28 protein-coding genes are annotated in these 25,901 nt (G+C 60.4%); 21 read left to right on the forward strand and 7 right to left on the reverse strand.

Annotated features, from left to right (window positions below):
• Positions 1-4 precede the first annotated feature (4 nt).
• The 3 genes from nrdF to R0V12_RS09185 are packed head-to-tail and all read left to right on the forward strand — an operon-like array spanning position 5 to position 1,905.
• Positions 5-1,030, forward strand: a complete 1,026-nt coding sequence (nrdF, locus tag R0V12_RS09175) for a class 1b ribonucleoside-diphosphate reductase subunit beta (RefSeq protein WP_034666259.1) — start codon at positions 5-7, stop codon at positions 1,028-1,030.
• The gene (locus R0V12_RS09180) at positions 1,011-1,283 is read left to right on the forward strand and encodes a hypothetical protein (protein ID WP_133065267.1); all 273 of its coding nucleotides are present in this window, start codon (positions 1,011-1,013) and stop codon (positions 1,281-1,283) included. Before nrdF ends, R0V12_RS09180 begins: the two co-directional genes overlap by 20 nt.
• 40 nt (positions 1,284-1,323) lie before the next feature.
• Positions 1,324-1,905, forward strand: a complete 582-nt coding sequence (locus tag R0V12_RS09185) for an NADPH-dependent FMN reductase (RefSeq protein ID WP_022862715.1) — start codon at positions 1,324-1,326, stop codon at positions 1,903-1,905.
• A gap of 257 nt (positions 1,906-2,162) precedes the next feature.
• Here R0V12_RS09185 and R0V12_RS09190 read toward each other — a convergent pair whose 3' ends face one another.
• Positions 2,163-3,275 (reverse strand): coiled-coil domain-containing protein, encoded by a 1,113-nt coding sequence (locus R0V12_RS09190; RefSeq protein WP_320072505.1) that lies wholly within the window; start codon positions 3,273-3,275, stop codon positions 2,163-2,165.
• A 666-nt stretch (positions 3,276-3,941) separates the two neighbouring features.
• Here R0V12_RS09190 and R0V12_RS09195 point away from each other — a divergent pair.
• A complete protein-coding gene (locus tag R0V12_RS09195) occupies positions 3,942-4,421 on the forward strand; it encodes a hypothetical protein (RefSeq protein ID WP_071572895.1) in 480 nt (159 codons plus the stop codon).
• A 163-nt stretch (positions 4,422-4,584) separates the two neighbouring features.
• Here the strand turns inward: R0V12_RS09195 and R0V12_RS09200 are convergent, their stop codons facing one another.
• Positions 4,585-5,094 (reverse strand): hypothetical protein, encoded by a 510-nt coding sequence (locus tag R0V12_RS09200; protein ID WP_320072506.1) that lies wholly within the window; start codon positions 5,092-5,094, stop codon positions 4,585-4,587.
• Positions 5,040-5,333 (reverse strand): hypothetical protein, encoded by a 294-nt coding sequence (locus tag R0V12_RS09205; RefSeq protein WP_320072507.1) that lies wholly within the window; start codon positions 5,331-5,333, stop codon positions 5,040-5,042. The genes R0V12_RS09200 and R0V12_RS09205 overlap by 55 nt, the downstream gene beginning before the upstream one ends.
• Before the next feature lie 350 nt (positions 5,334-5,683).
• Between R0V12_RS09205 and gdhA the strand changes: the two genes are divergently transcribed.
• From gdhA to R0V12_RS09250, 9 genes are all read left to right on the forward strand, one after another.
• Entirely contained in the window at positions 5,684-7,030 is a 1,347-nt protein-coding gene (gene gdhA, locus R0V12_RS09210; protein WP_320072508.1) for an NADP-specific glutamate dehydrogenase, read from the forward strand.
• A 154-nt stretch (positions 7,031-7,184) separates the two neighbouring features.
• Positions 7,185-8,240, forward strand: a complete 1,056-nt coding sequence (gene argC, locus R0V12_RS09215; RefSeq protein WP_320072509.1) for an N-acetyl-gamma-glutamyl-phosphate reductase — start codon at positions 7,185-7,187, stop codon at positions 8,238-8,240.
• A 63-nt stretch (positions 8,241-8,303) separates the two neighbouring features.
• Positions 8,304-9,464 carry a bifunctional glutamate N-acetyltransferase/amino-acid acetyltransferase ArgJ gene (gene argJ / locus R0V12_RS09220; protein WP_288858374.1) on the forward strand — a complete coding sequence of 387 codons (1,161 nt, stop codon included), beginning with the start codon at positions 8,304-8,306 and terminating at the stop codon, positions 9,462-9,464.
• A gap of 9 nt (positions 9,465-9,473) precedes the next feature.
• On the forward strand, positions 9,474-10,310 hold the full coding sequence (argB, locus tag R0V12_RS09225; RefSeq protein ID WP_320072510.1) for an acetylglutamate kinase: 837 nt from the start codon (positions 9,474-9,476) through the stop codon (positions 10,308-10,310).
• 96 nt (positions 10,311-10,406) lie between these two features.
• Positions 10,407-11,591: an acetylornithine transaminase gene (locus R0V12_RS09230; protein WP_288858376.1), complete on the forward strand. Its 1,185-nt coding sequence runs from the start codon at positions 10,407-10,409 to the stop codon at positions 11,589-11,591.
• A gap of 157 nt (positions 11,592-11,748) precedes the next feature.
• The gene (locus R0V12_RS09235; protein WP_320072511.1) at positions 11,749-12,765 is read left to right on the forward strand and encodes an ABC transporter substrate-binding protein; all 1,017 of its coding nucleotides are present in this window, start codon (positions 11,749-11,751) and stop codon (positions 12,763-12,765) included.
• Entirely contained in the window at positions 12,762-12,923 is a 162-nt protein-coding gene (locus R0V12_RS09240; protein WP_320072512.1) for a hypothetical protein, read from the forward strand. Before R0V12_RS09235 ends, R0V12_RS09240 begins: the two co-directional genes overlap by 4 nt.
• 123 nt (positions 12,924-13,046) lie before the next feature.
• Positions 13,047-13,916 (forward strand): FecCD family ABC transporter permease, encoded by an 870-nt coding sequence (locus R0V12_RS09245; RefSeq protein ID WP_413774854.1) that lies wholly within the window; start codon positions 13,047-13,049, stop codon positions 13,914-13,916.
• 4 nt (positions 13,917-13,920) lie between these two features.
• Positions 13,921-14,703 (forward strand): ABC transporter ATP-binding protein, encoded by a 783-nt coding sequence (locus R0V12_RS09250; protein WP_320072514.1) that lies wholly within the window; start codon positions 13,921-13,923, stop codon positions 14,701-14,703.
• On the opposite strand, the gene R0V12_RS09255 is transcribed toward R0V12_RS09250, so the two are convergent.
• The 3 genes from R0V12_RS09255 to R0V12_RS09265 are packed head-to-tail and all read right to left on the reverse strand — an operon-like array spanning position 14,700 to position 18,516.
• Entirely contained in the window at positions 14,700-15,179 is a 480-nt protein-coding gene (locus R0V12_RS09255; RefSeq protein ID WP_288858380.1) for a response regulator, read from the reverse strand. The genes R0V12_RS09250 and R0V12_RS09255 overlap by 4 nt on opposite strands.
• Complete coding sequence (locus R0V12_RS09260; RefSeq protein WP_256042087.1) at positions 15,154-17,064, reverse strand: ATP-binding protein; 1,911 nt, start codon at positions 17,062-17,064, stop codon at positions 15,154-15,156. Before R0V12_RS09260 ends, R0V12_RS09255 begins: the two co-directional genes overlap by 26 nt.
• Positions 17,065-18,516, reverse strand: a complete 1,452-nt coding sequence (locus R0V12_RS09265) for an SLC13 family permease (RefSeq protein ID WP_320072515.1) — start codon at positions 18,514-18,516, stop codon at positions 17,065-17,067. It lies immediately after the preceding gene.
• Positions 18,517-18,570: 54 nt separating this feature from the next.
• On the opposite strand from R0V12_RS09265, the gene R0V12_RS09270 reads away from it, so the two are divergent.
• Positions 18,571-18,936 carry a hypothetical protein gene (locus R0V12_RS09270; protein ID WP_252931476.1) on the forward strand — a complete coding sequence of 122 codons (366 nt, stop codon included), beginning with the start codon at positions 18,571-18,573 and terminating at the stop codon, positions 18,934-18,936.
• Here the strand turns inward: R0V12_RS09270 and R0V12_RS09275 are convergent.
• Positions 18,933-19,862: a cation diffusion facilitator family transporter gene (locus tag R0V12_RS09275; protein WP_288792045.1), complete on the reverse strand. Its 930-nt coding sequence runs from the start codon at positions 19,860-19,862 to the stop codon at positions 18,933-18,935. The two genes, R0V12_RS09270 and R0V12_RS09275, sit on opposite strands and share 4 nt — an antisense overlap.
• 443 nt (positions 19,863-20,305) lie before the next feature.
• Here R0V12_RS09275 and R0V12_RS09280 point away from each other — a divergent pair, with 443 nt between their 5' ends.
• The 7 genes from R0V12_RS09280 (at position 20,306) to ureG (ending at position 25,899) form a co-directional block, all read left to right on the forward strand.
• Positions 20,306-21,481 (forward strand): DMT family transporter, encoded by a 1,176-nt coding sequence (locus tag R0V12_RS09280; protein WP_320072516.1) that lies wholly within the window; start codon positions 20,306-20,308, stop codon positions 21,479-21,481.
• Between the two features lie 133 nt (positions 21,482-21,614).
• On the forward strand, positions 21,615-21,917 hold the full coding sequence (locus tag R0V12_RS09285; RefSeq protein WP_070362895.1) for an urease subunit gamma: 303 nt from the start codon (positions 21,615-21,617) through the stop codon (positions 21,915-21,917).
• A 13-nt stretch (positions 21,918-21,930) separates the two neighbouring features.
• On the forward strand, positions 21,931-22,239 hold the full coding sequence (locus R0V12_RS09290; RefSeq protein ID WP_252931478.1) for an urease subunit beta: 309 nt from the start codon (positions 21,931-21,933) through the stop codon (positions 22,237-22,239).
• Positions 22,240-22,272: 33 nt separating this feature from the next.
• Complete coding sequence (gene ureC, locus R0V12_RS09295) at positions 22,273-23,985, forward strand: urease subunit alpha (protein WP_288858381.1); 1,713 nt, start codon at positions 22,273-22,275, stop codon at positions 23,983-23,985.
• A gap of 100 nt (positions 23,986-24,085) precedes the next feature.
• Positions 24,086-24,559, forward strand: a complete 474-nt coding sequence (locus R0V12_RS09300; RefSeq protein ID WP_288858384.1) for an urease accessory protein UreE — start codon at positions 24,086-24,088, stop codon at positions 24,557-24,559.
• Positions 24,540-25,256, forward strand: a complete 717-nt coding sequence (locus tag R0V12_RS09305) for an urease accessory protein UreF (protein WP_288858386.1) — start codon at positions 24,540-24,542, stop codon at positions 25,254-25,256. Before R0V12_RS09300 ends, R0V12_RS09305 begins: the two co-directional genes overlap by 20 nt.
• 22 nt (positions 25,257-25,278) lie before the next feature.
• Positions 25,279-25,899 (forward strand): urease accessory protein UreG, encoded by a 621-nt coding sequence (ureG, locus tag R0V12_RS09310; protein WP_070362890.1) that lies wholly within the window; start codon positions 25,279-25,281, stop codon positions 25,897-25,899.
• Positions 25,900-25,901 lie beyond the last annotated feature (2 nt).

Consider the following 25,901-nt stretch of genomic DNA (forward strand, 5'->3'; position numbering starts at 1 on the left):
AGCTATGTCTTCAACATCAAACACTGCTGAGCTAACCAGCATCTCAGTTACGCCGCCAAGTTACCGGCATGACCCTTCAGCCCGCATCCGCGCCATCAATTGGAATCGGGTGAGCGATGAGAAGGATCTTGAAGTGTGGAACCGCCTCACCGCCAACTTTTGGTTGCCAGAAAAGGTTCCACTTTCAAACGATCTCCCGGCGTGGCAGAGGATGACACCGGAGGAACGCAACCTCACCATGCGGGTGTTCACGGGACTCACCACCCTGGACACCGTCCAGGCCACTGTGGGCGAAATCTGTCAGATCCAAGATGCCCGCACCGAGCACGAGGAGGCCGTGTATACCAACATCGCCTTCATGCAATCAGTCCATGCCCGTTCTTACTCTTCAGTGTTTTCTACTTTGAGCAGTACGAAAGAAATTGATGAGGCATACCGCTGGGCGGTGAATAATGACCTTCTCCAGGCACGCGCCAAAAAAGTGCTCACTCATTATTTTGGACCCGATCCACTCAAGCGCAAAGTGTCATCGACGCTGCTTTCCTCGCTGCTTCTCTACGCGGGTTTCTATCTTCCCCTGCATTTTTCCGTCCACGCCACCCTGACAAATACGGCAGACATGATTCGCCTCATTCTGCGTGACAAGGCAGTGCACGGTTACTACTCAGGCTACAAGTACCAGCGCGGACTGGAAACGTCTGCTCCACAACGGCAACAGGAGATGCATGATTTCACTATTTCCTTGCTCGAAGAGCTTTATGCCCTAGAGCTGGATTATTCCGGCGAGCTATATGAGCCGTTGGGGCTCATGGATGATGTAGCTGTATTCGTTCGCTATAACGCCAATAAGGCGCTCATGAATTTGGGCTACCCGGACTACTTCCCACCTGAAGAAACGGAAGTGAACCCGGAAATCCTCGCTGCCCTAGCACCTGGAGCAGATGAAAACCATGACTTCTTCTCCGGCTCCGGTTCCTCCTATGTCATTGGCACCGCTGAAGAAACGAGTGATGATGACTGGGATTTCTAAACCGTTTCCACGACCAGACCAAGGAAGCTGGCTTGAGACCATCGCGCTGTTTGAAGCCATCCGCGAAGGAAACCAACCAGCAGCCATGCGGCTTTTGGATACGTCCGCCGCACGGGAGGCCGTCCTCGGGGGACTGTTAGGACTCATCGAACTGTACTTCCGCCATGAAGAAGACAAAGTGGATAACTTTCTTACTGCCGCCCACGCCGCCGGGCCACCGCCTGCCTTTGGCTGCAAGCCTTTTCTCCCTTGATCGCACGTACCTACGCCCAACTAAAAAGAAAGGACTTCCTATGACCACCCCACGCATTAGTGTTATCGTCGGCAGCCTGCGCCGCGGCTCATTTGCGCGCAAGATTGCACACGAAGTGCTCACAATGATCCCTGAAAACTACCAGGCAGACATCGTTGAAATCCGTGACTTGCCGCTCTATGACTTCGACTACGATGACCCCTCGGTCACGGACAAGCCCATTCCAGCTGAGTACACCACTTTCCGCGACACCATCAAGAACTCGAGCGGCGTCCTCTTTGTTACCCCGGAAAATAACCGTACTATCCCTGCCTGTCTCAAGAATGCAGTGGACATCGGTTCCAAGCCCAACTCGGATGTGGCTTGGAAGAACCTTCCCGCAGGTATCATCAGTCACTCTGTAGGCCGCATGGGCGGCTACAGTTCACAGAAGAACCTCCGGCTCGCCCTGTCCTACTTCGATATGCCGCTTCCTGGTCAGCCCGAGGTATTCCTTGGCCAATCCCCCACCCTCTTCGAAGACTCCGGCCATCTCAATGAAGGCACCGCAGGCTTTGTCAAAGACTACGTTATACGCTTCCTGCAGTTGGTCGACATGACATTAACAGCCAAGCACAGCTAGCGACGGCGACTAACCCTAGCCACCGCCCTCTACGAAGTACTTGAAGGCTTCTAAAGGGCCTTCTCAAAGACACAAACCCCGGATTCACACTCATCCTTGAGTTACCTGAATCTGAACCCAGGACGCTTCAAAAAACACCGCTCTAATTCTTCGATTTTCGCTGAATTAGAGCGGTTTTAGCGCTGTCGCTGGACACTGACCCTGGCGACATCCTGTTAGGCCGCTACAGGGCCATACAGGGCAGGGGAGACCCCCATCTACGGCTTGCCGCCGTCGGGGGACTCCTTGTCACCGTCGTGGTCGCGCTGTTGCTCCTGCTGGCGGCGCTTAGCGATGCGTTCCAGCGCGCGACGCAGTACTGCAGCGCTTTCCTCCTGAGTACGGTCGATGACGATCTCGCGGTACCGTTGCTTCATCTCTGGGTTGCTGTCAATCTCGACCCGCAAAAAGTCCTGATCAACATGCGAAATCTCCTGCAACGACTGCGTTGCTTCCTCGATGATGATCTTCGCTTCCTGCTCTGCTTCCTCGCGCGTTACTGCAGCGTCACGTGTGGCCTCATCATGTTCTTCACTGCCGAATTCTTCGGCAAGGTCAAGCAGCTCATCTGCCTGAGCTTCAGCGAGACCCAGCGTCTGCTCAGCTTCTTTGCGTGCGTCACTGCGGATCTGCTCGGCTTCTTGCTCGGCCTTTTCGCGTGCTTCGCTGCGGAGCTGTTCAGCTTCCTGCTCTACACGCTTGAGCTTGGCTTCGGCGGCGCTCTCAACCTCCTTGGCACGGTCCAGCAACTCTTCCGCCCGTGCCTCGGCAAGACCCAACTCCTGTTCAGCATCCTTCTGTGCATCATCACGAATCTTTTCGGCGTCCTGCTCGGCCGTCTCGCGTGCTTCTTTGAGTACGCGCTCGGCAACCTCGCGAGCCTGCTGTTCAGCATTTTCCTGCACACGCTGGGCTTCTTCACGGGCCTGCTGCGCCCGTTCGAGTTCTTCTGCAGCTTGCTTGCGGTCTTTCGCTGCAGCATCGACATCTCGCTGTACGGAGCTGTGCTTCCGTTCCACCTCGTCCTCACGGTTCGCAAGGTCGCGCTCCCGGTCCTGCTGTTCGACGTAACGGTCAAGATTCAGCGACTCATTGTGACGTTCAGACACATCTAGCTCTACCGGGTAACCCAACGCGTACATGTGCTCTCGAAGTCCACGCTGCGCGTCGATGAACTTCTGGTTCCCGGAGATTTGTTTGCCCTTCTTCGGGCCAGATATGTACCGCACCGACTCATCAGTGTTGTACGCGATGCCGGGCCGGCAGCGGAGCTTGTCGGGATCAGCCCCCTCTTCGGAGGGGGCTTTTCCTGTTTCCGGCTTAAGGGACATTTTGTGCGTAAACACGGCGTGTCGCGATAAGGGACATTTTGTGTGTGTGTTCAGCTCCGTCCGGCCCACCTTTTTCTCACTCCTAAGTCGGGATTCCACTGATGATCAATGCCGGTATCGAATTCTTTCGGCCCGTCGACCTCTTCCGGTCGACCTCTTCCCGTCGACCTCTTCCGGTCGACCTACTCCGGTTTACCAACGCAGGTCAGCGCAAAATCGGCCAAATAGCACGAAATGGGCCCAAAATGCCGTGACCTGCATTGGTCGACGCTAGGAGGTCGACCGGAACACCCGCTAACTCGATGCGGCCAGAATTGTGCACGTCAAGGGCTTTGCTCGTCCCCTGGCTATTTGCGACCGCCCAACGCACAGGCGGCTGGTTCTAGTTCCTTAGAGTCCTTGATCTCGCTGGGGTTCCTGTGCTGCCCGCAGACTCCATACCACACACCAGACGTCATTCGGTGTTGATTTCTCAAAACGGGCAAATGGAACTGTTTTGAAAACCATATCTGGTTGTTGGCCGAGGCCATCCCGGGAAACCAGATAGACATCTACATACAAAATGTCCCTTACGCCCACATTCGATCTTCGAGCAATAGCGTTGGGAACCGAGACGCGGTCTCCAGCGTCTAAATATAGACAAGCATTCGCAGATGGAGTATTGCCATGATGAAAACAACCACGATTAATGAACACATTGTGTCAATGAGCAGGGCTTTTAACGGTGTGTCGCCACGGGCATGGAGCCTGATTAAGCACCGAACCAAAGAATTGCTCGTATCACATATCGCCGAGTGCGCGGCAACATGGGGAGGAGATGACAGCAAGGCGGATGCAAGCGGGTGGCAGGTCTTTGGCATTGACCAAGCAGTGCGGCTTTTGGGGCCGGAAACCCTTGGAGCGCAGTTTCAGCGATTGAACGCGTTGACAGAAGACCTTTCTAGGTACTTGTTGGCCAAGTATTACCAGGTTCCTGCGGGTGTCGACGACGAAGTGACGGATGAACAGATTGATGCTGTCAACGCTCTCCTGGGCACGGGCGATGTTAGGAGCGTTGTAGGCGAAGTCGTTGAGGAGGCGGTTCGTCGTATCCATCTTATTGAGGCAAAACACGCGTTCGAGCAATTTGAAGCAGGGCAGTCATGAGCGCACACGATATTGAGCGCACCGTGTATTCCGTGCTGCGCGGGACGTATTGCCTCAATGTTGGCTTCGACGCGCGCTCGCGGCGAGGACGCAACCCGTTCCAAGCTTGACCGGTCAAACCGAACCGGTGTGCCAGAACGAGTTGCGGTATCGACAACCCCGCTTAACTGTCCCAGTCCACCGCCCAGGGATCCTCTTCTTCCTGCTGCTCCATCAGCGCGTTGATCGGCTCCGTCAGATGTTGGTCGATTACCGTCCAGGCGGCTTCGTTCTGATCCTGCAGGAAGATTCGTTTCATCTCGTCGCTGCTGTCCGGAAGGCTCTGGATGTCCTTCGCCCATCGCGCTAATCGCTGCGCTCTCCGAGTCTGCGACAACAGATCGACCTGTTGGTTCAGCTGCCGCCAAAGTTCCTCGACAGCCTGCGGGCTGTGGTCCTTGCCCAACGTTTTCAGTGCTTCCTCCACGGTAGTCTTCATCACTGCGTCGTTCGTTTCTGCTGGTGTGATCCCCGGATTGTGCCAGCGCATCATTCCTACCAACCTCGTCGCGTCCCCTTCCGTCGCCTCCAAGGCTTTGATCACGAGCTGTCCTACTTGGTACTGCAAAAACTGGAACATTACCCGGTAGAACGCCTGATCTTTCTCCTCCTGCACGCGCTCGGTGTCTCGCACAATCGATTGAATACCCCGCGCTCCAACTGGGCGTGTTCGCTGTGAAGCTGTTTCAGAATCTTGTACGCGGTCGGCTCGTTCGCGTTCTCCGGGTCGGTGATTTTCAGATACTTCACGATGAGGAAGATCGAGTCGCTGTCGCGATCGGTCATGGGAACGTCCCGGTCCACTCCTCTCAGGATGTCCGGCACTAGTCGTTTCGGGTAGCCGTGGAACCGCACTGTGGGCGTTGTTGTCATGATTGGTCTCCTTCGGTGTCGTTGGTGTTGCTGCAATGTAGCGAACGGGTCCGACATTTCGGCGGGCAAGCACGCGGGCAAGCCTGTATTGGTCGTGCTGTTGGCGCGTTTTAGCAGGTAGAGGTCGGGGTGCAGCGTCCATGTTGACGAAGGTGTGTTCGAGTGGGGTGTGCGCGGTGGGCGGAGGGGCGTCGAAAAGCAGTAAAGGGCAGGGGAGCGGAGAATGTGACCCATGTCCCAAAAGTTTGCGTTGTTTTCTGCTGCGCTGCTCGTGCAATGAGGGAAAACTAACAGGGGTCCAGTCAATATAGTGCTCGCCACGGAAGGGGCGCCACGAAGAAAGGATTCACATGTCTATCGATCAACAGATCTCAGACTATTACGGCAAATTGCAGATGAGGAACGCGGGGGAACCAGAGTTCCACCAGGCGCTCGCGGAAGTGCTTGACTCCCTCAAGATCGTCCTCAATAAGGATCCTCACTACGCTGACTACGGCCTCATTGAGCGACTCTGCGAGCCAGAGCGCCAACTTGTGTTCCGCGTCCCGTGGGTCGATGACAACGGGCAAATCCAGGTCAACCGCGGCTTCCGCGTACAGTTCAACTCCGCGCTCGGCCCATACAAGGGCGGGCTGCGATTCCACCCGAGCGTCAACCTGGGCATCATCAAGTTCCTGGGCTTCGAGCAAATCTTCAAGAACTCCCTGACCGGCCTGCCAATCGGTGGCGCGAAGGGTGGCTCCGACTTCGACCCGAAGGGCAAGTCCGACGCCGAGATCATGCGCTTCTGCCAGTCCTTCATGACGGAGCTGCACACCCACATCGGCGAATACCGCGACGTGCCAGCCGGTGACATCGGCGTTGGCGCCCGCGAGATCGGCTACCTCTTTGGCCAGTACCGCCGCCTGGAAAACAGCCATGAGTCCGGCGTGATCACCGGCAAGGGCCTGAAGTGGGGCGGTTCCCTCGTCCGCACTGAGGCAACCGGATACGGCCTGGTCTACCTCACCTCCGAGATGATGCAGACCCACGGCGAGTCCTTCGAGGGCTCCAAGGTTATCGTGTCCGGCTCCGGCAACGTGGCTATCTACGCTGCGGAGAAGGTGCAACAGCTCGGCGGTGTGGTTGTCGCCATGTCGGACTCCTCCGGCTACGTCACCACCCCGAACGGCGTGGACATCGAACTGCTCAAGGATGTTAAGGAAGTGCGCCGCGGGCGCATCTCCACCTACGCGGCCGAGGCCGGCGAGGGCGTCGAATTCCACCGGGACGGCAACGTGTGGGAGGTCCAGGCGGACGTTGCTCTGCCGTGTGCCACCCAGAACGAGCTCGATGGTGACGACGCCAAACTCCTCGTGGACAACGGTGTGCGCTACGTCGCCGAGGGCGCCAACATGCCGTGCACCCCAGCGGCTGCCCACTACTTCCAGCAGAAGGGGATCGCGTTCGCGCCGGGCAAGGCCGCCAACGCAGGTGGCGTGGCCACCTCCGCGCTGGAGATGCAGCAGAACGCCTCGCGCGACTCCTGGTCCTTCGAGTACACCGACCAGCGTTTGCATGAGATCATGTCGAACATCTTCAAGACGGTCGATTCGACCGCAAAGGAGTACGACATGGAGGGCGACTACGTGGCCGGCGCGAATATCGCGGGCTTCAAGAAGGTCGCTGACGCGATGCTGGCGCAGGGCGTCATCTAGGGATATATGAATATGCGTTGATGGCATAAAATACGCGTTCACTGCCCACTGCCGATTTCGTTTCGGTAGTGGGCAGACGTGTTTCCGGGGGTAGGAGGAAAGAAATTTTCCTGAATAACATACACCGCGCCGTATAGCTGTTACACTCCCGTGTATGTCAGAGCAAAAAGTGTTGAACGTAGCAGTCGCGGGCGCTACCGGGTACGCCGGCGGCGAGATCCTCCGCCTGCTGCTCGGCCACCCGGCATACCTCGCGGGCGAGCTCGAGATCGGTGCGCTCACCGGGGCCTCCAACGCGGGCGCCTCGGTAGGCGAGCTCATGCCGCACCTGCCCGAGCTCGCCGACCGTGTCATCGAACCCACCACGGTAGAGGTGCTCGCGGGCCACGACGTCGTCTTCCTCGGCTTGCCGCACGGGCACTCCGCGAAGATCGGCGCGGCGCTGCCGCCAGAGGTCACGGTCATCGACTGTGCTGCGGACTTCCGCCTGCGCAGCGCCGATGCCTGGCAGCACTACTACGGCTCCGAGCACGCCGGGTCCTGGCCGTACGGCCTGCCGGAGCTGCCCGGCCACCGCGAGCAGATCGCGGCAGCCACGCGGATCGCGGTGCCCGGCTGCTTTCCGACGGGCGCTACGCTCGCGGCGTGGCCCGCGGTGGCATCCGGCCTGGTCGAGCCGGACCTGACCATCGTCTCCGTCACCGGCGTGTCCGGCGCAGGCAAGAAGGCGAGCGTTGCCATGCTGGGCGCGGAAACAATGGGTTCGCTGAAGGCCTACAGCGCTGGCGGCACCCACCGACACACCCCGGAGATCCAGCAGAACCTGCAAGAAGTCGCGCAGTCTCCGGTCGGCATCAGCTTCACGCCGGTGCTCGCACCGCTGCCGCGCGGCATCCTCACCACCGTGGTCGCACCCCTTGCCCAGGGCGTGGACGCTGCCGCTGTCCGCGCGGCGTACGAATCCGCCTACGCGGGCGAAGCCTTCGTCACCCTGCTCCCGGCAGGGCAGCAGCCGCAGACGCAGCACGTGGTCGGCTCAAACATGTGCCACGTGCAGGTAGCAGTCGACGAATCGGCCAAGAAGCTCGTGGTCACCAGTGCCATCGACAACCTCACCAAGGGCACCGGCGGCGGTGCCGTGCAGTGCATGAACCTTGCACTCGGCCTCGAAGAGACCGCGGGGCTCTCGCGAGCCGGGGTGGCTCCGTAACCGCCAGCCTCACCCCATCTCTACTTCTTCTTCTCGTATAGGACTGTAAAGGACATTTTCATCATGAGCACTACTGGTGTTACCGCCCCCAAGGGATTCAGCGCCGCAGCAATCTCGGCCGGCATCAAGGCATCCGGCAAGCCGGACATGGCCGTCGTGGTCAACGAAGGGCCAAAGAACGCGGCCGCAGCCGTGTTTACCCGCAACAAAGTCTTCGCAGCCCCGGTCAAGGTCAGCCGCGAAGTAATCAAGGGCGGCGCTATTTCCGCCGTCGTGTTTAACTCCGGCAACGCCAACGCCTGCACCGGCGCGCAGGGCGTCGAGGACGCCAAGGCGATGCAGCAGCTGACCGCCGAGGGTATCGGGGTGGACGCCTCGCAGATCGCGGTGTGCTCCACCGGCATCATTGGTGACCTGCTGCCGATGGACAAGATAGAGCACGGCATCGGGGTCGTTGTGAAACAGCTCGGCGACCATGGCGCGGACGCCGCCGTCGCCATCAAGACCACGGATACGGTGGCGAAGGAGGTCGTCGTCAATGGTGACGGGTGGACGCTCGGCGGAATGGGCAAGGGCGCGGGCATGATGGCGCCGTCGCTTGCCACGATGCTCGTGTGCATCACCACGGACGCGGACGTCGAGAGCCAAGCGCTGCAGGCTGCGCTCGACCGCGCCGTTGCCACCACCTTCAACACCCTCGATATCGACGGCTCCACCTCCACCAACGACACCGTCATCGCTATGGCCAGCGGCGCAAGCGGCGTCACCCCGACGCAGGAAGACCTCGACGCCGCGATGCAGGACGCCTGCTCGCAGCTCGCCGCCATGATGCAGTCCGACGCCGAAGGCGTAACCAAACGCGTGGCCATCACCGTCGAAGGTGCGGCCGACGACGCCCAGGCGCTCAACGCAGCCCGGACAATCGGGCGCGACAACCTGGTCAAGACCGCGATGTTCGGCTCCGACCCGAACTGGGGCCGCGTGCTCGCCGCCGTCGGCATGGCCGAGGCCGAGATGGACGCCGAGAACATCTCCGTCACCTTCAACGGGCACACCGTGTGCGCGCAGTCCGCGGGCGCGCCGGGCGCGCGCGAAGTGGACTTGAGCGGTGCGGACATCGAGGTCGTCGTCAACCTCGGCACCGGCGGGCAGGGCAGCGCCACCGTGCGCACCACCGACCTGTCGCACGCCTACGTCGAAATCAACTCCGCATACAGCAGCTAGGAGGCAGTCGTGTTAGCGAATCTCAGCAGCGAGCAGCGGGCAACCGTCCTGGCAGAGGCACTGCCATGGCTGCAGCACTACCGCGACAAAATTGTGGTGGTCAAGTACGGCGGCAACGCCATGATCGATGAAGACCTCAAGGCCGCATTCGCCGCCGACATGGTCTTCCTGCGCACCGTCGGCGCGAAGCCCGTCGTCGTCCACGGCGGCGGCCCGCAGATCAGCGCGATGCTCTCCCGCCTCGGCCTGGACGGCGGCGAGTTCGTCGGCGGGTTCCGCGTCACCACACCGGAGATCCTGGACGTGGTGCGCATGGTGCTCTTCGGCCAGGTCGGGCGCGACCTGCTGGGCAAGATCAACTCCCATGGGCCCTACGCGGTGGGCACCTCCGGCGAGGACGCCGGGCTGTTCACCGCGAAGCGCCGCACCGTCGAAGTCGACGGCGAAACCCGCGACATCGGGCTCGTCGGCACGATCACCGACGTGAACCCCGCCGCCGTCATGGACATCATCGAGGCCGGCCGCATCCCGGTGGTCTCCGGCATCGCGCCGGGAGAGAACGGCGAGGTGTACAACATCAACGCCGACGAGGCCGCGGGCGCGCTCGCCGCGGCGATCGGCGCGGAGCGCCTCGTGGTGCTCACCAACGTGGAGGGCCTCTACACAGACTGGCCGAATAGGGATTCGCTGCTGTCTAAGATTCGAGGCCGGGGACCTCGAGCAGATGCTGCCAGCACTGGACTCGGGCATGATCCCCAAGATGGAGGCGTGTCTCACGGCGGTGCAGGGCGGGGTGAAAGCCGCCCACGTCATCGACGGGCGCGTCGCACACTCCGTGCTCCTTGAGCTGCTCACGATGGGCGGGGTGGGCACCATGGTTCTGCCAGATGATTACGACCGTTCCCAGTACCCGGACGGCACCATTTTTAGAAAGGATGACGCATGAAGGACTTCACGCAGCGTTGGGCGGGCGCGCTTTTAGATAACTACCCGGTTCCGCCAATCGAGCTCGTCGAAGGTTCCGGCTCCACCGTGACTGACGCCGATGACAAGCAGTACATCGACATGCTGGCCGGCATCGCGGTCAACTCGCTTGGCTACGCGCATCCGGCCGTCGTTGAGGCGGTCACCCACCAGGTGTCGACGCTCGGGCACGTCTCGAACCTGTTCGGCTCCGCACCCGTGGTCAAGGTCGCCGAGGCACTCCGCGAGCACGTCGGCGACAACACCGCCCGCGTCTACTTCGGCAACTCCGGCACCGAGGCCAACGAGGCAGCCTTCAAACTCGCGCGCCTGACGGGTCGCCGCCGCATCCTTGCAGCGCAGCACGGCTTCCACGGCCGCACCATGGGCGCGCTCGCCATGACCGGCCAGCCCGACAAGCAAAAGCCCTTCGAGCCGCTGCCCGCCGGCGTGGAGTTCTACCCCTACGGCGACATCGAGGCGCTCACCGCACTCGTGGAGCAGAACCCTTCGGATACCGCGGCCATCATCATGGAGCCCATCCAGGGCGAGACCGGCGTCATCCCCGCCCCGGAAGGCTTCCTCACCCAGGTCCGCGAGCTGTGCGACAAGCACGGCATCCTCTTCATCGCCGACGAGGTGCAGACCGGCGTCGGCCGCACCGGCGACTTCTTCGCCTTCCAACACGAGGGCGTGCTACCGGACGTGATCACTATGGCCAAGGGCCTCGGCGGCGGCATGCCAATCGGCGCGACGATCGCCCGCGGCGAGGCAGCGAAGCTATTTACGCCGGGCAGCCACGGCACCACGTTCGGCGGCAACCCCGTCTCGTGCGCGGCGGCCACGGCAGTGCTGGCCACCATCGACGACGCCTTCCTCGCGGAGGTGCGCCGCAAGGGGCAACTGCTTGCCGACGCCACCTCGAAGATCCCGGGCGTCAAGGAAGTCCGCGGGCGTGGGCTCATGCTCGGCGTGGTGCTGGAGCGGCCGGTGGCGAAGCGCGTCGTCAAGCTTGGCCTTGAGCACGGCGTGATCCTCAACGCGCCGGCGGATGACGTGATCCGCCTGACGCCGCCGCTGGTGATCAGCGACGAGGAGATCGCGCAAGCGGCTCAGCGCCTCGCGGCCGCGATTGCGGAGGCTTCAGAAGAGGTCTCACAATAAATTGACAGGCTTGACGTATCGCTTTCACATGTGCTGTAATTTGGTTGTTCAATTTATTAATTGAACATTTGCTAGTTGGGTGGAGCCATCCACCCTTGCGCCTTCACATTCCTTGCTCGGAATCGGTGCAACCAAACCACAGTGAAAGTCGATACATATGGCCTTCTCCGCGAAGAAATCCCTCCCAGCTGTAGTGCTCTGTGCCGCGATGATGTGGACAGTCACTGGATGCAGCACCTCTACGAACAACGAGTCCACTCCGGAAGCGAGCCAGACCGTTGCAGATGCCTCGCATGCAGTGACCATCACGGACATCACCGGGAACACGATTCAACTGGAGAAACCACTCGAGCACGCCGCCATCCAGCTTTCTGGTTCAGGCGGGCCGCTTTTGACGATGGCGGCCCTCGACCGGGACAACTACACGTCCAAGATCGCTGCGATGGACAAGGGGCTCGAGTCCAATCGACAAGATCTGTGGGACCTTTTGCTTGAGGCGAACCCGGAGCTTGCTGATATCCCGAAGATTGGTGATGCGACGAAGGATCAGATCTCCGCCGAACAACTTTTGACGATGGGTGTCGACGGAGTCATTGCTCCGGTTCGCCAAAAGGCAAAGATGGATGTCATCGCTGAACAGACTGGCATCCCGGTAATCTACATCGATTACCACAGCCAAAAGCTGGAAAACCATATTCAGTCCACCAAGATCATCGCTGAAGCCACTGGGCTGACGAAGAATGTCGACGAGATCACGAAGTTCTACGAGGACGTCGTCGGCGACATCGAGGAGCGCGCTTCGAAGCTGGACCGCTCTACCTCGGTGTACTTTGAAACCAGCTCCAGCGGTCCGACGGAGTTCGGCAACACCTACGGTGCTGACATTATGTGGGGCGCCATCCTGGACGCCGTCGGTGCGGACAACATCGCCACGCACTTCATGGCAGCCAACGACGCGGAAGCGTTGTCAGCAGAGCAGGTGTTGGTCAGCGACCCGGACAAGATTATTTTTGCGGATCCCTCTGGGCCAACCAGCCGGACTCCGTCAAGATGGGCTTTTCGGTCTCGAAGGACGAAGCGCTTGCTTCGCTTAAGCCTTACCGTGAGCGCGAAGGCTGGGACAAGCTCACCGCTATCCAAAACAACGAGCTCTACGCCATCGGGCACCCGATGACCCGCGAAATGCTCGACTTCTACTCCTACGCTCAGCTTGCCAAGCTCTTCCACCCAGACGAGTTCGCAGACTTGGACCCGGAAGCCCTGATCAAGGACTACTTCGATAAGTACATGCCGATCCCATACGAGGGAACCTGGTTCGTCAAGTATGAGTAAACCAACATCAAGAAGCCTCCCGAAAGGGCTACTGGTCGCATTTGCCATTTTGGCGGTCGTAGTCCTTTTCGTGGTGGATTGTGCGTCGGCCCCGCTAACATCAAGCTCTCAAACTTCTCCACCGTGTTAGACCCTGACTCGGTTGAGCACGTTGCGTTCTTCCGCATGCGCATGCCAGCTGCCCTCATGGCAGTAGGGGTGGGGATGAGCCTGGGGTTGGCGGGTGCCGTGATGCAGACGATCCTGAATAACCCGCTCGCCAGCCCGTTCACGCTTGGCGTGTCCTCGGCGGCGAGCCTCGGCGCAGCCATCGTCTTTGTGATGGCGCTGCCGATGGTCTTCGTAACCGGCGGAGCGCTGCTGCTCGCGTTGGTCTCCGTGCTGATTATCTTCGCGGTGGGCAAATACATCGAGATGAGCAACTCATCACTCGTGCTTGCGGGTATCGCGCTGAACTTCCTTTTCGACGCCTTCCTGTCCCTGATCCAGTACCGCGCGTCAGAAGAGAGCCTGTCGTACATCGTCTTCTGGACGATGGGCGGGCTCACCCGCGCCTCCTACCCGCAGGCGTGGATCCTGCTCTCGACGTTCGTCGTTGTCTTCGCGGTGCTGCTGCGCAACGCGTGGAACCTGACCGCGCTGAAGTTCGGCGAAGCACGAGCGGAAGCGCTCGGCGTCAAGGTCGGACGCGTGAAGATCCTCTCGCTGGTCCTCGCCTCAATCCTGACCGCCCTCGCGGTGAGTTTCTGCGGCAAGATCGGCTTCATCGGCCTGGCCGCGCCGCACCTGGCGCGCCGACTGGTCTCCGAGGACCAACGGTTCTACCTGACCAGCTCCGCCATTCTTGGTGCGATGATCCTGCTGGTGTCCTCGATCCTCTCGAAGCTGATCGTCCCGGGCGTTGTGGTCCCAATCGGCATCATCAGCTCGATTATCGGTATCCCGTTCTTGGTCTATGCGCTGACAAGCCAGCGCCGTCAAAGGGCGGTGTAGCGGCATGATTCGCGTCAAGAACTTCTCGTTCGACTACGGCGAGCGCCAGATCATCAAGGACATCAGCTTCCAAGCCAAACCCGGCGAGGTCACCGTGTTGATGGGACGCAACGGCGCGGGCAAGACCACGCTGATGACGTCGATTGTCCGCTCACACAACCAGGGGCGCGGCAAGAAGATCTCCGGCGACATCGAAACCACTGGCACCATTTCCTACCTGAACCAGCACACGGAGGGTGACCTGCCGTTCACGGTCTTCGAAACGGTGATGATCGGCAAAGTATCCAAGCTGGGCATCCGCACCACGCAGGAAGACATCGACGACGTCAACGAAGTGCTCGACATGCTTGAGCTGCAGCCCCTGCGCGACGTCGCGATCCGCAACCTGTCCGGTGGCCAACGCCAAAAAGTCTTCATCGGGCAGGCCATGGTCAAACGGCCAGACATCCTGCTTTTCGATGAGCCCACGTCCGCACTCGACATCGAAAACCAGTACAGAATCCTGCACCAAATCAAGGCGCTCACGGTTGAACGAAACATCACAACGGTAGTAAGCCTGCACCAAATCGACCTGATTGAGCGCTTCGCGGACCACATCATCGTGCTCCACGAAGGCAAGATCTATGCCGAAGGCTCACCCGCCGAAGTGTTTACGAAGCAAACGTTCCGTGACGTCTACTCCGTCGAGGCGATTCTGGCGGGAGTCAAGGACCGGATCCTCTTCGGGTTCGACCTGTTAGACCACCCGAAGATCCCGCCCGAGCACACCCCAACCTCCATTCATTAGTCCCGGTGGCGGGTAAGCTTCAGCGCCCGCTGCTGGTCAAGCACCTCGAAGTAGGGCAGCGGGTCAATGTCGAGCGCCTCTACGTAGTCCGTGAGCATGTTCCGCACAACCTGGTGCAGCTCCTCGACGTCCCACGGCTTGGCGATGTAGTAGTCCAGGTTCGCCTCGTTCACCGCGTGCACGGTGTCCTTGAGCTGAGCCTGGCCCGTGACCAGCACCTTGCGGGTCGCTGCGGTGCGCGGGTCCTGCGCCATCTGCACCAAAAACTCCACGCCGGTGGTACCGGGCATGCGGTGGTCACACAGCGCGAGCGCGAGGAGGTCGCCGTCGTCGCTGAGCTCGTCGATCACCTCCCATGCTTCGTCGGCGTTGGAGGCAACCTCCAGGCGGACGGTGTCCGCGAAGGGGAGGAGGTCGCGCTCAAGGGCGGCGCGCACTTCGGCTTCATCTTCAAGAATCAGAATGGTGAGGTTCATGGTGTCTCCTTGGTCCGTTGATACGTAGGCGAACGCTGGCTTGGGTGCCTCGTGGCGAGGACTCCAGCGTGATGGTTCCGTGGTGCTTATTGATGATGCTTCGGCACACACTCAGGCCGATCCCCATCCCGAAGCGCACCTGGCCGTTCTTCGTGGTGAAACGCGGTTCGAAGAGCCGCTCGAGGCGCTCGCCGGGGATGCCGGGGCCGTCATCAATAATGTCGACTTCAATCCAGCCCGGCTCTGGTGCGCTGGTTCTGATCGTGACTGCGCTGCCAACGCCCGTGTCCTGCATCGCCTCGGCGGCGTTGGTCAGCAGGTTCGTCCACACCTGCGCAAGCTGGCCCGGCATGCACGTGATGTTGGGCAGCTCCGCGTAATCGCGGATGACCTCGACGTGGTCGAGCCGGTGCGAGATGAGGCGCAGCGTGTCGTCAATACCTTCGTGGACATTGACATCGGTGACGGGGTCGCCGTCAGGGCGCGCGTACGAGCGCAGCGAGGCCACGAGTTCCGTGATGCGGGTCGCCGCGGTGGAGAGGTTGCGCACCCCAGTGCCGATCGCCGCAGCGCGCTCGATGGTTTCGAAGTCGAGCCTGCGGGAGCGGGCCACCTGCTTAGCAAAGGCGGCGTCGTGCAGCCCGGCGAGCACCCAGCGCTGCGCAAGCGCGCGGTCGCCGATGATCTCGGTGAGCTCACGCCGCAGCCTGCGCGCCTCCTTCGTACTCACCGAGGGCGCCAGTTTCGCCTGCTCAAACGCCTTGAGCACGCCCTCGCGCCACTTCCGGTTCGGGCTCGCCGCAAGCAGCTTATCGACGTCCTCTCCGAGATGCGCCGCCGTGCGCTCAATCGCGGCCATCGGGTTGTTCAGCTCGTGGGCGACCCCCGCCGCCAGCTCGCCGAGCGAGGCGAACCGGGCCTGGCTCATCAACTCGCGGCGGGCCTCCTCCAGGTTGCGAAGCGCGGTGCTCAGCCGCGCCCGCTCCTGCTCCAGCTCCGCGGTCATCTCGTGCTGGTGCACCTGGATGTCCTCGGAGCGGCGCAGGCGCCGGTCGTAGGAACGCACCAGCAGCACGGCGAGCATGCGGTCCAGGCCAGGTGCGATGTCGAGCAGGTAGTTGAGTTGGTCCATCGGCAGCTGCACCGCCGTGACCTCCGTCGTGGTTCGCGCGGTGAAGAACCCGATGCGCGTGCCCGCTAGCGCCAACAGGCCAATTACCTGGCCCGTCGATCCGCGGTGCATCGTAATATCCCCGGCGTCCGTGCTGCGCTGCAGCACCACCTCGCCCGAGATGGTCAAGATGACTTCCTCGACCTCTTTGCCCTCCGTGGTCAGGTTCACCCCGGGAGGGAAGACCAGGCGCGGCTGGCGCCCGAGGTGCCGGTCGGCGGCGTCAATAATGTGCTTGATGATCTCCTCGTCGCTGAGCTCCACGTCCAGCGCCGGCGCCGCCGGCTGGTCGTACTTCGACGCCAGCTCGGGGTTGTCGTGGTAGCGCGACGCCCAATAGCGGGTGAGCTGCTGCTGCAGGTTCCGTGCCAGGGCCTCGTCGTGGATCTCCGGCGTGTACACCAGCATGTCCAGCCTGCCCAGCTCGCTGAGCCGGTCCAGGCCCGACACCGTCGGTGCCGTGGTCAGGACGATGATGCGGGTGTGTTCGTAGTGGGCGTCGTCAAGAAATTTGACCAGCGGGTGATCGGCGGTGAGCCCGTGCTCGTGCACCGTGACGGTGACGAGCGCGAGGTCGTCCGTGCGAGGCAAGTCCGTCAGCGACGGGTAGGTGAGCACCGTATGCGTGCCGCCGAACGCGTCGCGCACGATGCTCTGGACGGTGCGCGACGCCTCCGACGCACCGATGACCGCGATTGTTGAGTGTGGAATCATCTACAGCAACCCCAGCAGCGTCCATACTGACGGCATCACGAAGATCAGCAGCAGCGTTGCCACCGTACCCACCACCAGGCCGACCTGCGCCATCTGTGGGATGGTGATCTCCTTCGTGGCGTACGCAATCGCGTTCGGCGGGGTGGAGATCGGCAGCGCCATACCCAGCGAGCAGGCGATCGCCACAATCACCGCGATGAGCATCGGGCTCGGCTCGGACAGCGTGATCGCCAGCGAGACCGCCAGTGGCACCAGCAGGTTCGCCGCCGCCGAGTGGGAAATGACGTTCGCCATGGCAAACCCGATCAGGCCCAGCAGCGCCAGGATCATCATCGGGCCGAGCACCTTCCAGTTCACGGAGCCGACCAGCCAATCGTCGAGGCCCGTCGCACCCACGCCCGTGCCCAGCGCAATACCGCCGGAGACCAGCCACAACACCGGCCAGTCCAGCGCCTGGACGTCCTTGCCCTTCATCACTTTCAGGCTCAGCAGCGCAACGACGGGGAAGAAACCGACAATATTCGAGGAGATCCCGTGAAGTGGCTCGCTCATCCACAGCGCAATCGTCAGCCCCGCGACGGCGTAAAACAGCTTCGCGTTCGACGACGTATCCCAGGACGCATCCATTGCAATCGAGATCCGCGTCTCCGAAGGGATGAACGCGACGCACAGGAACAGCCACGCAAACACCAGCACAACCAGCATGAACGGGACGGCAAGCAGCATCCACTGCACGAAGGACACCTTGATGCAGTATTCTGCCAGCGCACCAATCGCGATCGCGTTCGGCGGCGTACCTACCGGAGTACCGATGCCGCCCACGTTCGCCGCTAGCGGAATCGACAGCGCCACACCCGCGCGCACCTTACCCGGCGGCAGCGTGCGCAGAATCGGGATGACCACCGCGAACATCGTGGCCGTCGTCGCCGTATTCGACATAAACATGCTCAGCAGCGCGGTAATCAGCATGAGCCCCAGCACCGTCAGCCGCGCCTTGTCCGGGAACGGCCGAAGCATGATCGCCGCCAGGTTCTTGTCCAGCCCGAACTTCTCCGCGCCATGCGCAATCATGAACCCGCCCAAGAACAGGATGATCACCGGGTTCGCCAGCGCCGCAAAGTAGTCGGACGCCGGCAGCACCGTCTCCTTCAGCGCCTCGACGCCACCCGTCGGGTCAACGATGGCGCCCTTCGAAAGCAGGATGACCTCGAGGAAGATCACTAGCACCGCGGTCGCGGTCAGCGGGATCGGCTCGAGGATCCAGAAGACAATCGCCAACAGGAAAATAGAAAGCATCCGCTGGCCGGGCGCCTCGAGGCCAGGGATGTTGAAAAAGAAGGGGAGCGCGAAGAGCACGGCGCCAAGAATGAGGCCCGCCCACTGCTTTTTCGAAAGGGAGGGGGCGCGCTGCTGGAGCGCCGGTGGTGGAATCGTTCCATGCTGTACAGCCATACCTCTGTATCTTAATCGTATGACCAGCGAATTTCGGTGGTTAGAATAAGCAGAATGAAACACTCAAAACTTTTCGTCGCAGCACTCGCCGCCGCCTGCGTATCGACGGCCACTTCGTGCACCACCCAGCCCCTCCCATTCGAGCAAACACCCGCCGCACCGGCTTCGCAGGAAGCAGAGGCCGAGCCCGATGCCGATCCAGGCGAGATGGACGAGCCCGCCTTCGAAGACGCCATCATTGCCATCTGGTCAAAGACGGACGAGATGCGTGGCATCGGCGTTCCCGAGTCCGAAATCGAAGACCTGCAGGCCCGCACCGACAAGCGCGACGAGTCCATGGGGCAGCGCGCCATGTTCTACGTCACCGAGGCGGACAAGCTCAGCGAACAGTACGCGTCCGTAACCGAAGACGGGTCTTAAGCCCAGAGCGGGCCTGTGCGCGTGTGGTACCCCGCGGGCTCCACGTGCACGATGGTTTCCGATTCGCCGATGGCTTCGGTGATGCCGTCCTCGATGGCGTCAGCGTGTTCGTGGGAGTACGCCACTGTCCAGCCGCCGGGTACCTGCACCACGAGGCTGATGAGCCGATCCCGCCCAAACGCAGCCGTGCGCACAGACGTGAACTCGACGTCGTGCTCGGCGACGTAGCTATTAAGGAAGCCGTGCAGCTTCTCCAGCTCATCTTGCGGTAGCGCTTCCGAGAGCAGCCCAAGAATGGCGCCTTTGAGCAGGCGGTAGCCAGTGAACAGGACGTTGAAGCCGACGCACAGCGCGATGATCGGGTCGAGCAGCTGCCAGCCCGTAATCCAGACAGCCGCGATGCCGATGATCACGCCGACCGTGGTCCACACGTCAGTAAGCAGGTGGTGGCCGTCGGCATCCAGCGTTGAAGAGCGGTACTTTTTCCCAGCCTTCACCAGCGCGACGCCCACCGCGAGGTTCAGTACCGTGGCGGCAACAGAGAACGCCAGGCCGATACCGATCTGCTCAACCGGCTGCGGGTGAATAATGCGCTGCACGGACGTATAGATAATGGCCACGGACGCCACCAGAATCAGCGACCCCTCCACCTGCGCGGAGAAATACTCGGCCTTCGCGTGGCCAAAGTTGTGGTTTTCGTCTGCGGGCTTGGCGGAAAGCTTTAGTGCCCACAGGCCGACGAGGGCAGCAACCAGGTTGATCACGGACTCGATGGCGTCTGAGAGGAAACCGACTGATCCCGTAATGCCGGCCGCTGCCATCTTCAAAGCAATGGTGATGACGGACGCTGTGATGGAGAGCCACATAAACCGTTCGAGGAGCCGCTGTTCTCGTTTACGTTCAGCATTGATTTCGGACAAAGGCATGTCTGCTTTCCGCCTCCCTATATCTGACCTGCAATATGTTAACAGTGCGGTCGGGGAGGGGTATGGGACCAGGCGAACCGGGAAAGGTTGAAAGTTGGACCTTAAAAAGCTCCCAGGAAACTTTTGAATGTTGATTTATAAAATAATGAAAAAACAACAGTATGCAATTCAATCGAACCATTGAATCTCGGATATTCAATAAAGGGGTAGAGAGTTTCTATTTTTGGCCCAATTTTCGGGGCATCTTTGGGAAACGTGCAGCTGACAGTATGTTTGTACTGTTTGGGTATACCCTATAACGGGGGTAGTCGAAATGTATAAAAATCTGAATGGAGCTTTTATAAAGTCGCTCGGAGAGGGGTTATATATGCAATAGTTTGAAAGTTATGCAAATGGCGCCTTAAGAAATTCTGAATTGTGTTTCGGAATGTATTGTGTTTGGCATGTCAAATACTTCTAGCGCCACTACGGCAGCGGACATCAAGGGTCCGCCAATCAAACCAGTGAGCCACGGCAAGGCGGTTTTGTTCCTTGCGCTTGGTACAGCATTCCTTGCCGGTACCCCGTTGTGGGTCAAGGCCACGAACATGGATCCCGCCACGCAGGCCTTCCTGCGCGTCGTGATCGGCTGCATTGTCCTGATCCCGTTCGGTATTTCCGAGATCCGCAAGAAGTCCGCCTTGAGCAAGAAGGGCATTATGCTCTCGATTGCCTCCGGTCTCTTCCTTGGTGTCAACTTTACCTGCTGGAACTACTCCATCTTCTACGTTGGTGCGGGTATTGCTGCAATTCTGCTGAACCTGCAGGTCATTATCGTGCCGATGCTGACCGCGGTATTTGATAAGTACAAGATTCCGCCGGTCTTCCTTATTCTTGTTCCGATCATGACGGTCGGCGTGCTGCTGACCGGTGGCGTCTTCGAGGCTGCTGAGGCATCTGGCGGCCCAGAGTCCATCTACGGCATTAAGACTGCAACCCTGGGCACGATCTTCGGTCTGACCTCGGGCGTGTGCTACTCCTTCTACCTCTACCTCTCCCGCAAGGCTGGTACCTCGGCACGTAAGGATCTGTACGTCCAGCCGATGATGTACACGATGATTGCGCAGGCAGTCCCGCCAACAATCGTGGCATTCTTCATCTCCCCGCGTAAGGGATTCGACTTCGTCAACGGTGTTCTGATCGACGGTCAGCTCCCGCTGGTTGATCCTGAGCACACCGTCGGTGACGCGCTGACCGCATGGAACTGGTTCAACCTCATCTGCTTGGCTATCCTCGGCCAGGCGCTGGCATGGACCTTCGTGCAGTACGGCACGGTCTGGCTCGACCCGACCCTGTCCGCAGGTATCCTGCTGCTCTCGCCGGTGACCTCCGTCATCATTGCAGCTCCGCTGTTTGGCGAGATCCCATCGGTACTCCAGATCATCGGTATCTTCCTGATTTTGGGTACAGTGGCGTACCAGAACGGACTGTTCTCAATGTTTACAAAATCGAAGATGAAACCCGACCATGAGAATCCGGATCACTCACTCGATGAACAGCTCATCAGAGAGGGATTAGCGCCCGGACACTCACCGGAAGAAGCCTCGGATAACCCGAAGAAGCATCACCATCACCACTAATTCGGAGTAGGTTCGGGGCGAACCGAAAAAATTTCACACAATGAGTGAAAGCTGAACCCCGTCTGTTCCAGAAGGCACAGGCGGGGCGTCGGCAAATAATCGAATATCAATCGTCAACGAGCAAGGAGAAGAAATGAAGCTGACCCAACGCGAACAGGAAAAGCTGCTCATCGTGGTTGCTGCTGATGTGGCACGTCGCCGCAAGGAACGCGGCGTGAAGCTGAACTACCCAGAGTCGGTAGCTCTCATCACGGATTACCTCATGGAAGGCGCCCGCGATGGCAAGACGGTAGCGCAGCTGATGTCCGAGGGCATCCAGGTGCTTACCCGTGACGATGTCATGGAAGGCGTTCCAGAGATGATCTCTGACGTTCAGGTTGAGGCAACCTTCCCTGACGGCACCAAGCTTGTCACTGTCCACAACCCAATCCGATAAAAGGAGACTATCCATGATTCCAGGCGAGTACTTCATCACTGAAGGCAAGGTCATCCTGAACGAAGGCAGCGAGCCGATCACACTTGAGGTGAAGAACACCGGCGACCGCCCGATCCAGGTCGGTTCCCACTTCCACTTCGCAGAGGCAAACAGCGCCCTCGAGTTCGACCGTGAAGCTGCGATGGGCAAGCGCCTCGACATCCCGTCGGGCACCGCAGCCCGTCTCGAGCCAGGCGATTCCCGCACTGTTGAACTGATCGACTTCGGCGGCAAGCGCGAAGTTCACGGCTTCAACGGCAAGGTCAACGGCCCAGTCAAGTAAACGGATTACGAAACCTTTAAGGAAGGGAACAAAATGGCATTTGAGATGGATAGGCGTCAGTACGCCGAGCTTTACGGCCCACACACCGGTGACGGCGTCCGCCTCGCGGACACCTCGCTGATCGCACGCGTTGAGAAGAACCTGCTGAAGCCAGGCGAAGAAGTCAACTTCGGTGGCGGCAAGGTTATCCGTGACGGCATGGGCCAAAACTCCCGTGTTACCGGTGAAGAACTGATTCCGGACCTCGTTATTACCGGCCCGATCATTATCGACTACACCGGCATCTACGTTGCTGACATCGGCATCAAGGACGGCAAGATCCTCAAGATCGGCCGCGCTGGTAACCCGGACATCCAGGACGGCATCGACATCGTTGTGGGCGTCGCAACCGAGGTCATCGGCGGCGAAGGCAAGATCGTCACCGCTGGTGCAGTGGATACCCACATTCACTTCATCTCCCCAGACCAGGTCATGGCTGCCCTGGACAACGGCACCACCACCCTCATCGGTGGCGGCGTTGGCCCGGTTGATTCCACCAACGCAACGACGGTCTCCGCGGGTGCGACCAACATCAAGCACATGATCGAGGCTTCCGTTGACTTCCCGGTCAACGTTGGCTTCCTGGGCAAGGGCCACGCTTCCGCGCTGAACCCGCTGCGCGAGCAGATCAAGGCCGGTGCCATCGGCCTGAAGATCCACGAGGACTGGGGTGCGACCGCAAACTCCATCGACAACGCGCTCAAGGTCGCGGACGAGATGGACGTCCAGATCGCAATCCACACCGATACCCTCAACGAGGGTGGCTTCGTGGACAACACCGTCAAGGCAATTGACGGCCGCGTCATCCACACCTTCCACACCGAGGGCGCTGGCGGCGGTCACGCGCCGGACATCATCGAGCTTGCTGGCCACTCCAACGTGCTGCCGGCGTCGACCAACCCGACGCTGCCGTACACCCACAACACGCTGGAAGAGCACCTTGACATGATCATGGTCTGCCACCACCTGAACCCGGATCTTCCGGAGGACGTGGCGTTCGCAGACTCCCGCATCCGCAAGGAGACCATCGCGGCGGAGGACGTCCTGCACGACATGGGCATCCTCTCCATCACCTCCTCCGACTCCCAGGCAATGGGCCGCGTCGGCGAGGTCGTGCTGCGCACCTGGCAGGTCGCTGACCGCATGAAGCAGCAGCGTGGTCCGCTCGAGGGCGACTCCGAGGGCAACGACAACGAGCGCATCAAGCGTTACGTGTCCAAGTACACCATCAACCCAGCTATCGCTCACGGTATCGCGCACGCAGTCGGTTCCGTTGAAGAGGGCAAGATTGCTGACCTGGTGGTCTGGGAGCCAGCACACTTCGGCGTCAAGCCGTTGCTCGTGCTCAAGTCCGGCTACGTTGCACGCGCCGAGATGGGTGACTCCAACGCATCCATCCCGACGCCACAGCCACGCACGATGCGTTATTCCTACGCAGCGTACGGCGATGCAGTCCGTCGCACCAGCGTCACCTTCCTGCCGACGGCCGCATTCGAGGCCGGCGTGCCGGATCAGCTGAACACGAACCGCAAGTTCGTTGAGGCGAAGGGCATCCGCAACCTCTCCAAGGCAGACATGAAGTACAACTCCGAGACGCCTGATATCAAGGTCGATCCGGAGACCTACGTACTGACCGTCAACGGTGAGGAAATCCACTCCGAGCCAGCTGAAGAACTGGCTATGGCACAGCGCTACTTCCTGTTCTAAGGTGGACGTGTAGCAGAAGCGAGCGGGGGCAGCAGACGCTGCCTCAGCTCGCTTTTTATTTTCTGCGACCACAAAATAAACGAAAGGTACTTATCGCAACATGATCGTTACTGAGATTCTCGGCAACGTGAATACCACCGAGGGTATTGATACGTCGAACTGCGATTACGTCGTGTTCGACAACGAGTCCCGTGTCAAGCGCATCCAGCGCGTGACCACCGAGCAAGGCACCGAGCTCGGCATCCGTCTCAACAACGACTTCCGCGAGTTTGTCGACGGCGACATTCTCGCCCGCGAGGGGGACAAACTGATCGTCGCAAAGATCGCAGCTTCCGACGTCCTGGTGATCGAACCGGCGACTATCCGCGAGGCCCTCGAGGTCGCTCACGCGCTCGGTAACCGTCACCTCCAGGCGCAGTTCTTCGCCGCTGGTGAGAATGCATTCGACAAGGACGTTATGGTTGTGCGGTACGACCACACCGTCGAGCACCATATCCAGCACACCGGTGTGTCCTACCACCGCGGTGAATACGTGATGCCAAAGGCGTTCCGTCATGCAGAGCATACCCACTAATCGCAGCCAGCTCGTCGTCTGGCACCTCACCGACTCCGCCCTGCCAACTGGTGGCTTCGCGCACTCCGCGGGCATGGAAACGTACCTGCAGCGTGACGTCATCCGCGACGCCGACACGTTCGCGACGTGGCTGCGCGGCTACCTGTACCAGGCCACGTTTAATGACGCCCTGGCGGCCAGGTTCGCCATCGAGCTGCAGCAGTCCGGCTTGTCGGAGGCGGAGCGCGTCGAAAAGCTCGCTGAGCTCGATGCCCTGGTGCATGCGACGCAGACGCCGAAGGAGCTGCGCGCCGCGATGCAGTCGATGGGTCGGCGCATGTCGAAGGTTGCCAAGATTGTCGACGCCAACGATGCGCTCGTCACCGAGTACGACCGCGGGCTTGCGGCCCGTGAGTACAAGGGCAACCCCGGCATCGCGTTCGGGCTGGTGCTCGGCGCCGCTGGCGTGGAGGAGTACACCGCTGTCGAGGCGTACCTCATGCAGCTTGCGACTTCGATGGTGCAGAACGCGATCCGCGCGATCCCGCTCGGCCAGGACGCGGGCCAGCGTCTGCTGGTTGGCGTGTATGACTGGGTGTCGCGCTACGCCGCGGTGACCATGGAGCACACGATCCACGACTTGGGTGTGGCGGCACCGGATATGGAAATTGCGCAGATGGAACACGAGTTCCTGCACTCGCGAATGTTTATGTCTTAAAACTTGGAAGGAAGATAGAAGTATGTCAGTAATCAAGATTGGCGTCGGTGGCCCTGTCGGCTCCGGTAAGACGCAGCTCATTGAGCGTATTACGCGCGCCCTGGAGGGAGAGATCTCCATGGCCGCGATTACCAACGACATTTACACCACCGAGGATGCCCGCATCCTGGCTCGCGACGGCGTGCTGCCAGAGGACCGCATCATTGGTGTTGAGACCGGTGGCTGCCCGCACACCGCTATTCGCGAAGACACCTCGATGAACGAGGCCGCCTACGAGGAGCTGCTGAACCGCCACCCGGACCTGGAGCTGGTGTTCATGGAGTCCGGCGGCGACAACCTGTCCGCGACGTTCTCCCCGGAGCTCGTTGACTTCTCGATTTACATCATCGACGTTGCGCAGGGCGAGAAGATTCCGCGCAAGGCAGGCCAGGGCATGATCAAGTCCGACCTGTTCGTGATTAACAAGACGGACCTCGCTCCGTACGTTGGCGCGGACCTGCAGGTCATGGCCGACGACTCGAAGAAGTTCCGCGGTGACAAGCCGTTCGTGCTGACCAACCTCAAGACCGACGAGGGCCTTGACCAGGTCATCGAGTGGATTCGTCGAGATGTGCTTATGCAAGATCTCGACACCAAGGCGTAGCT

It is taken from the genome of Corynebacterium sp. UMB2355A (genome assembly GCF_033877495.1).
Classification (GTDB): domain Bacteria; phylum Actinomycetota; class Actinomycetes; order Mycobacteriales; family Mycobacteriaceae; genus Corynebacterium; species Corynebacterium pseudogenitalium.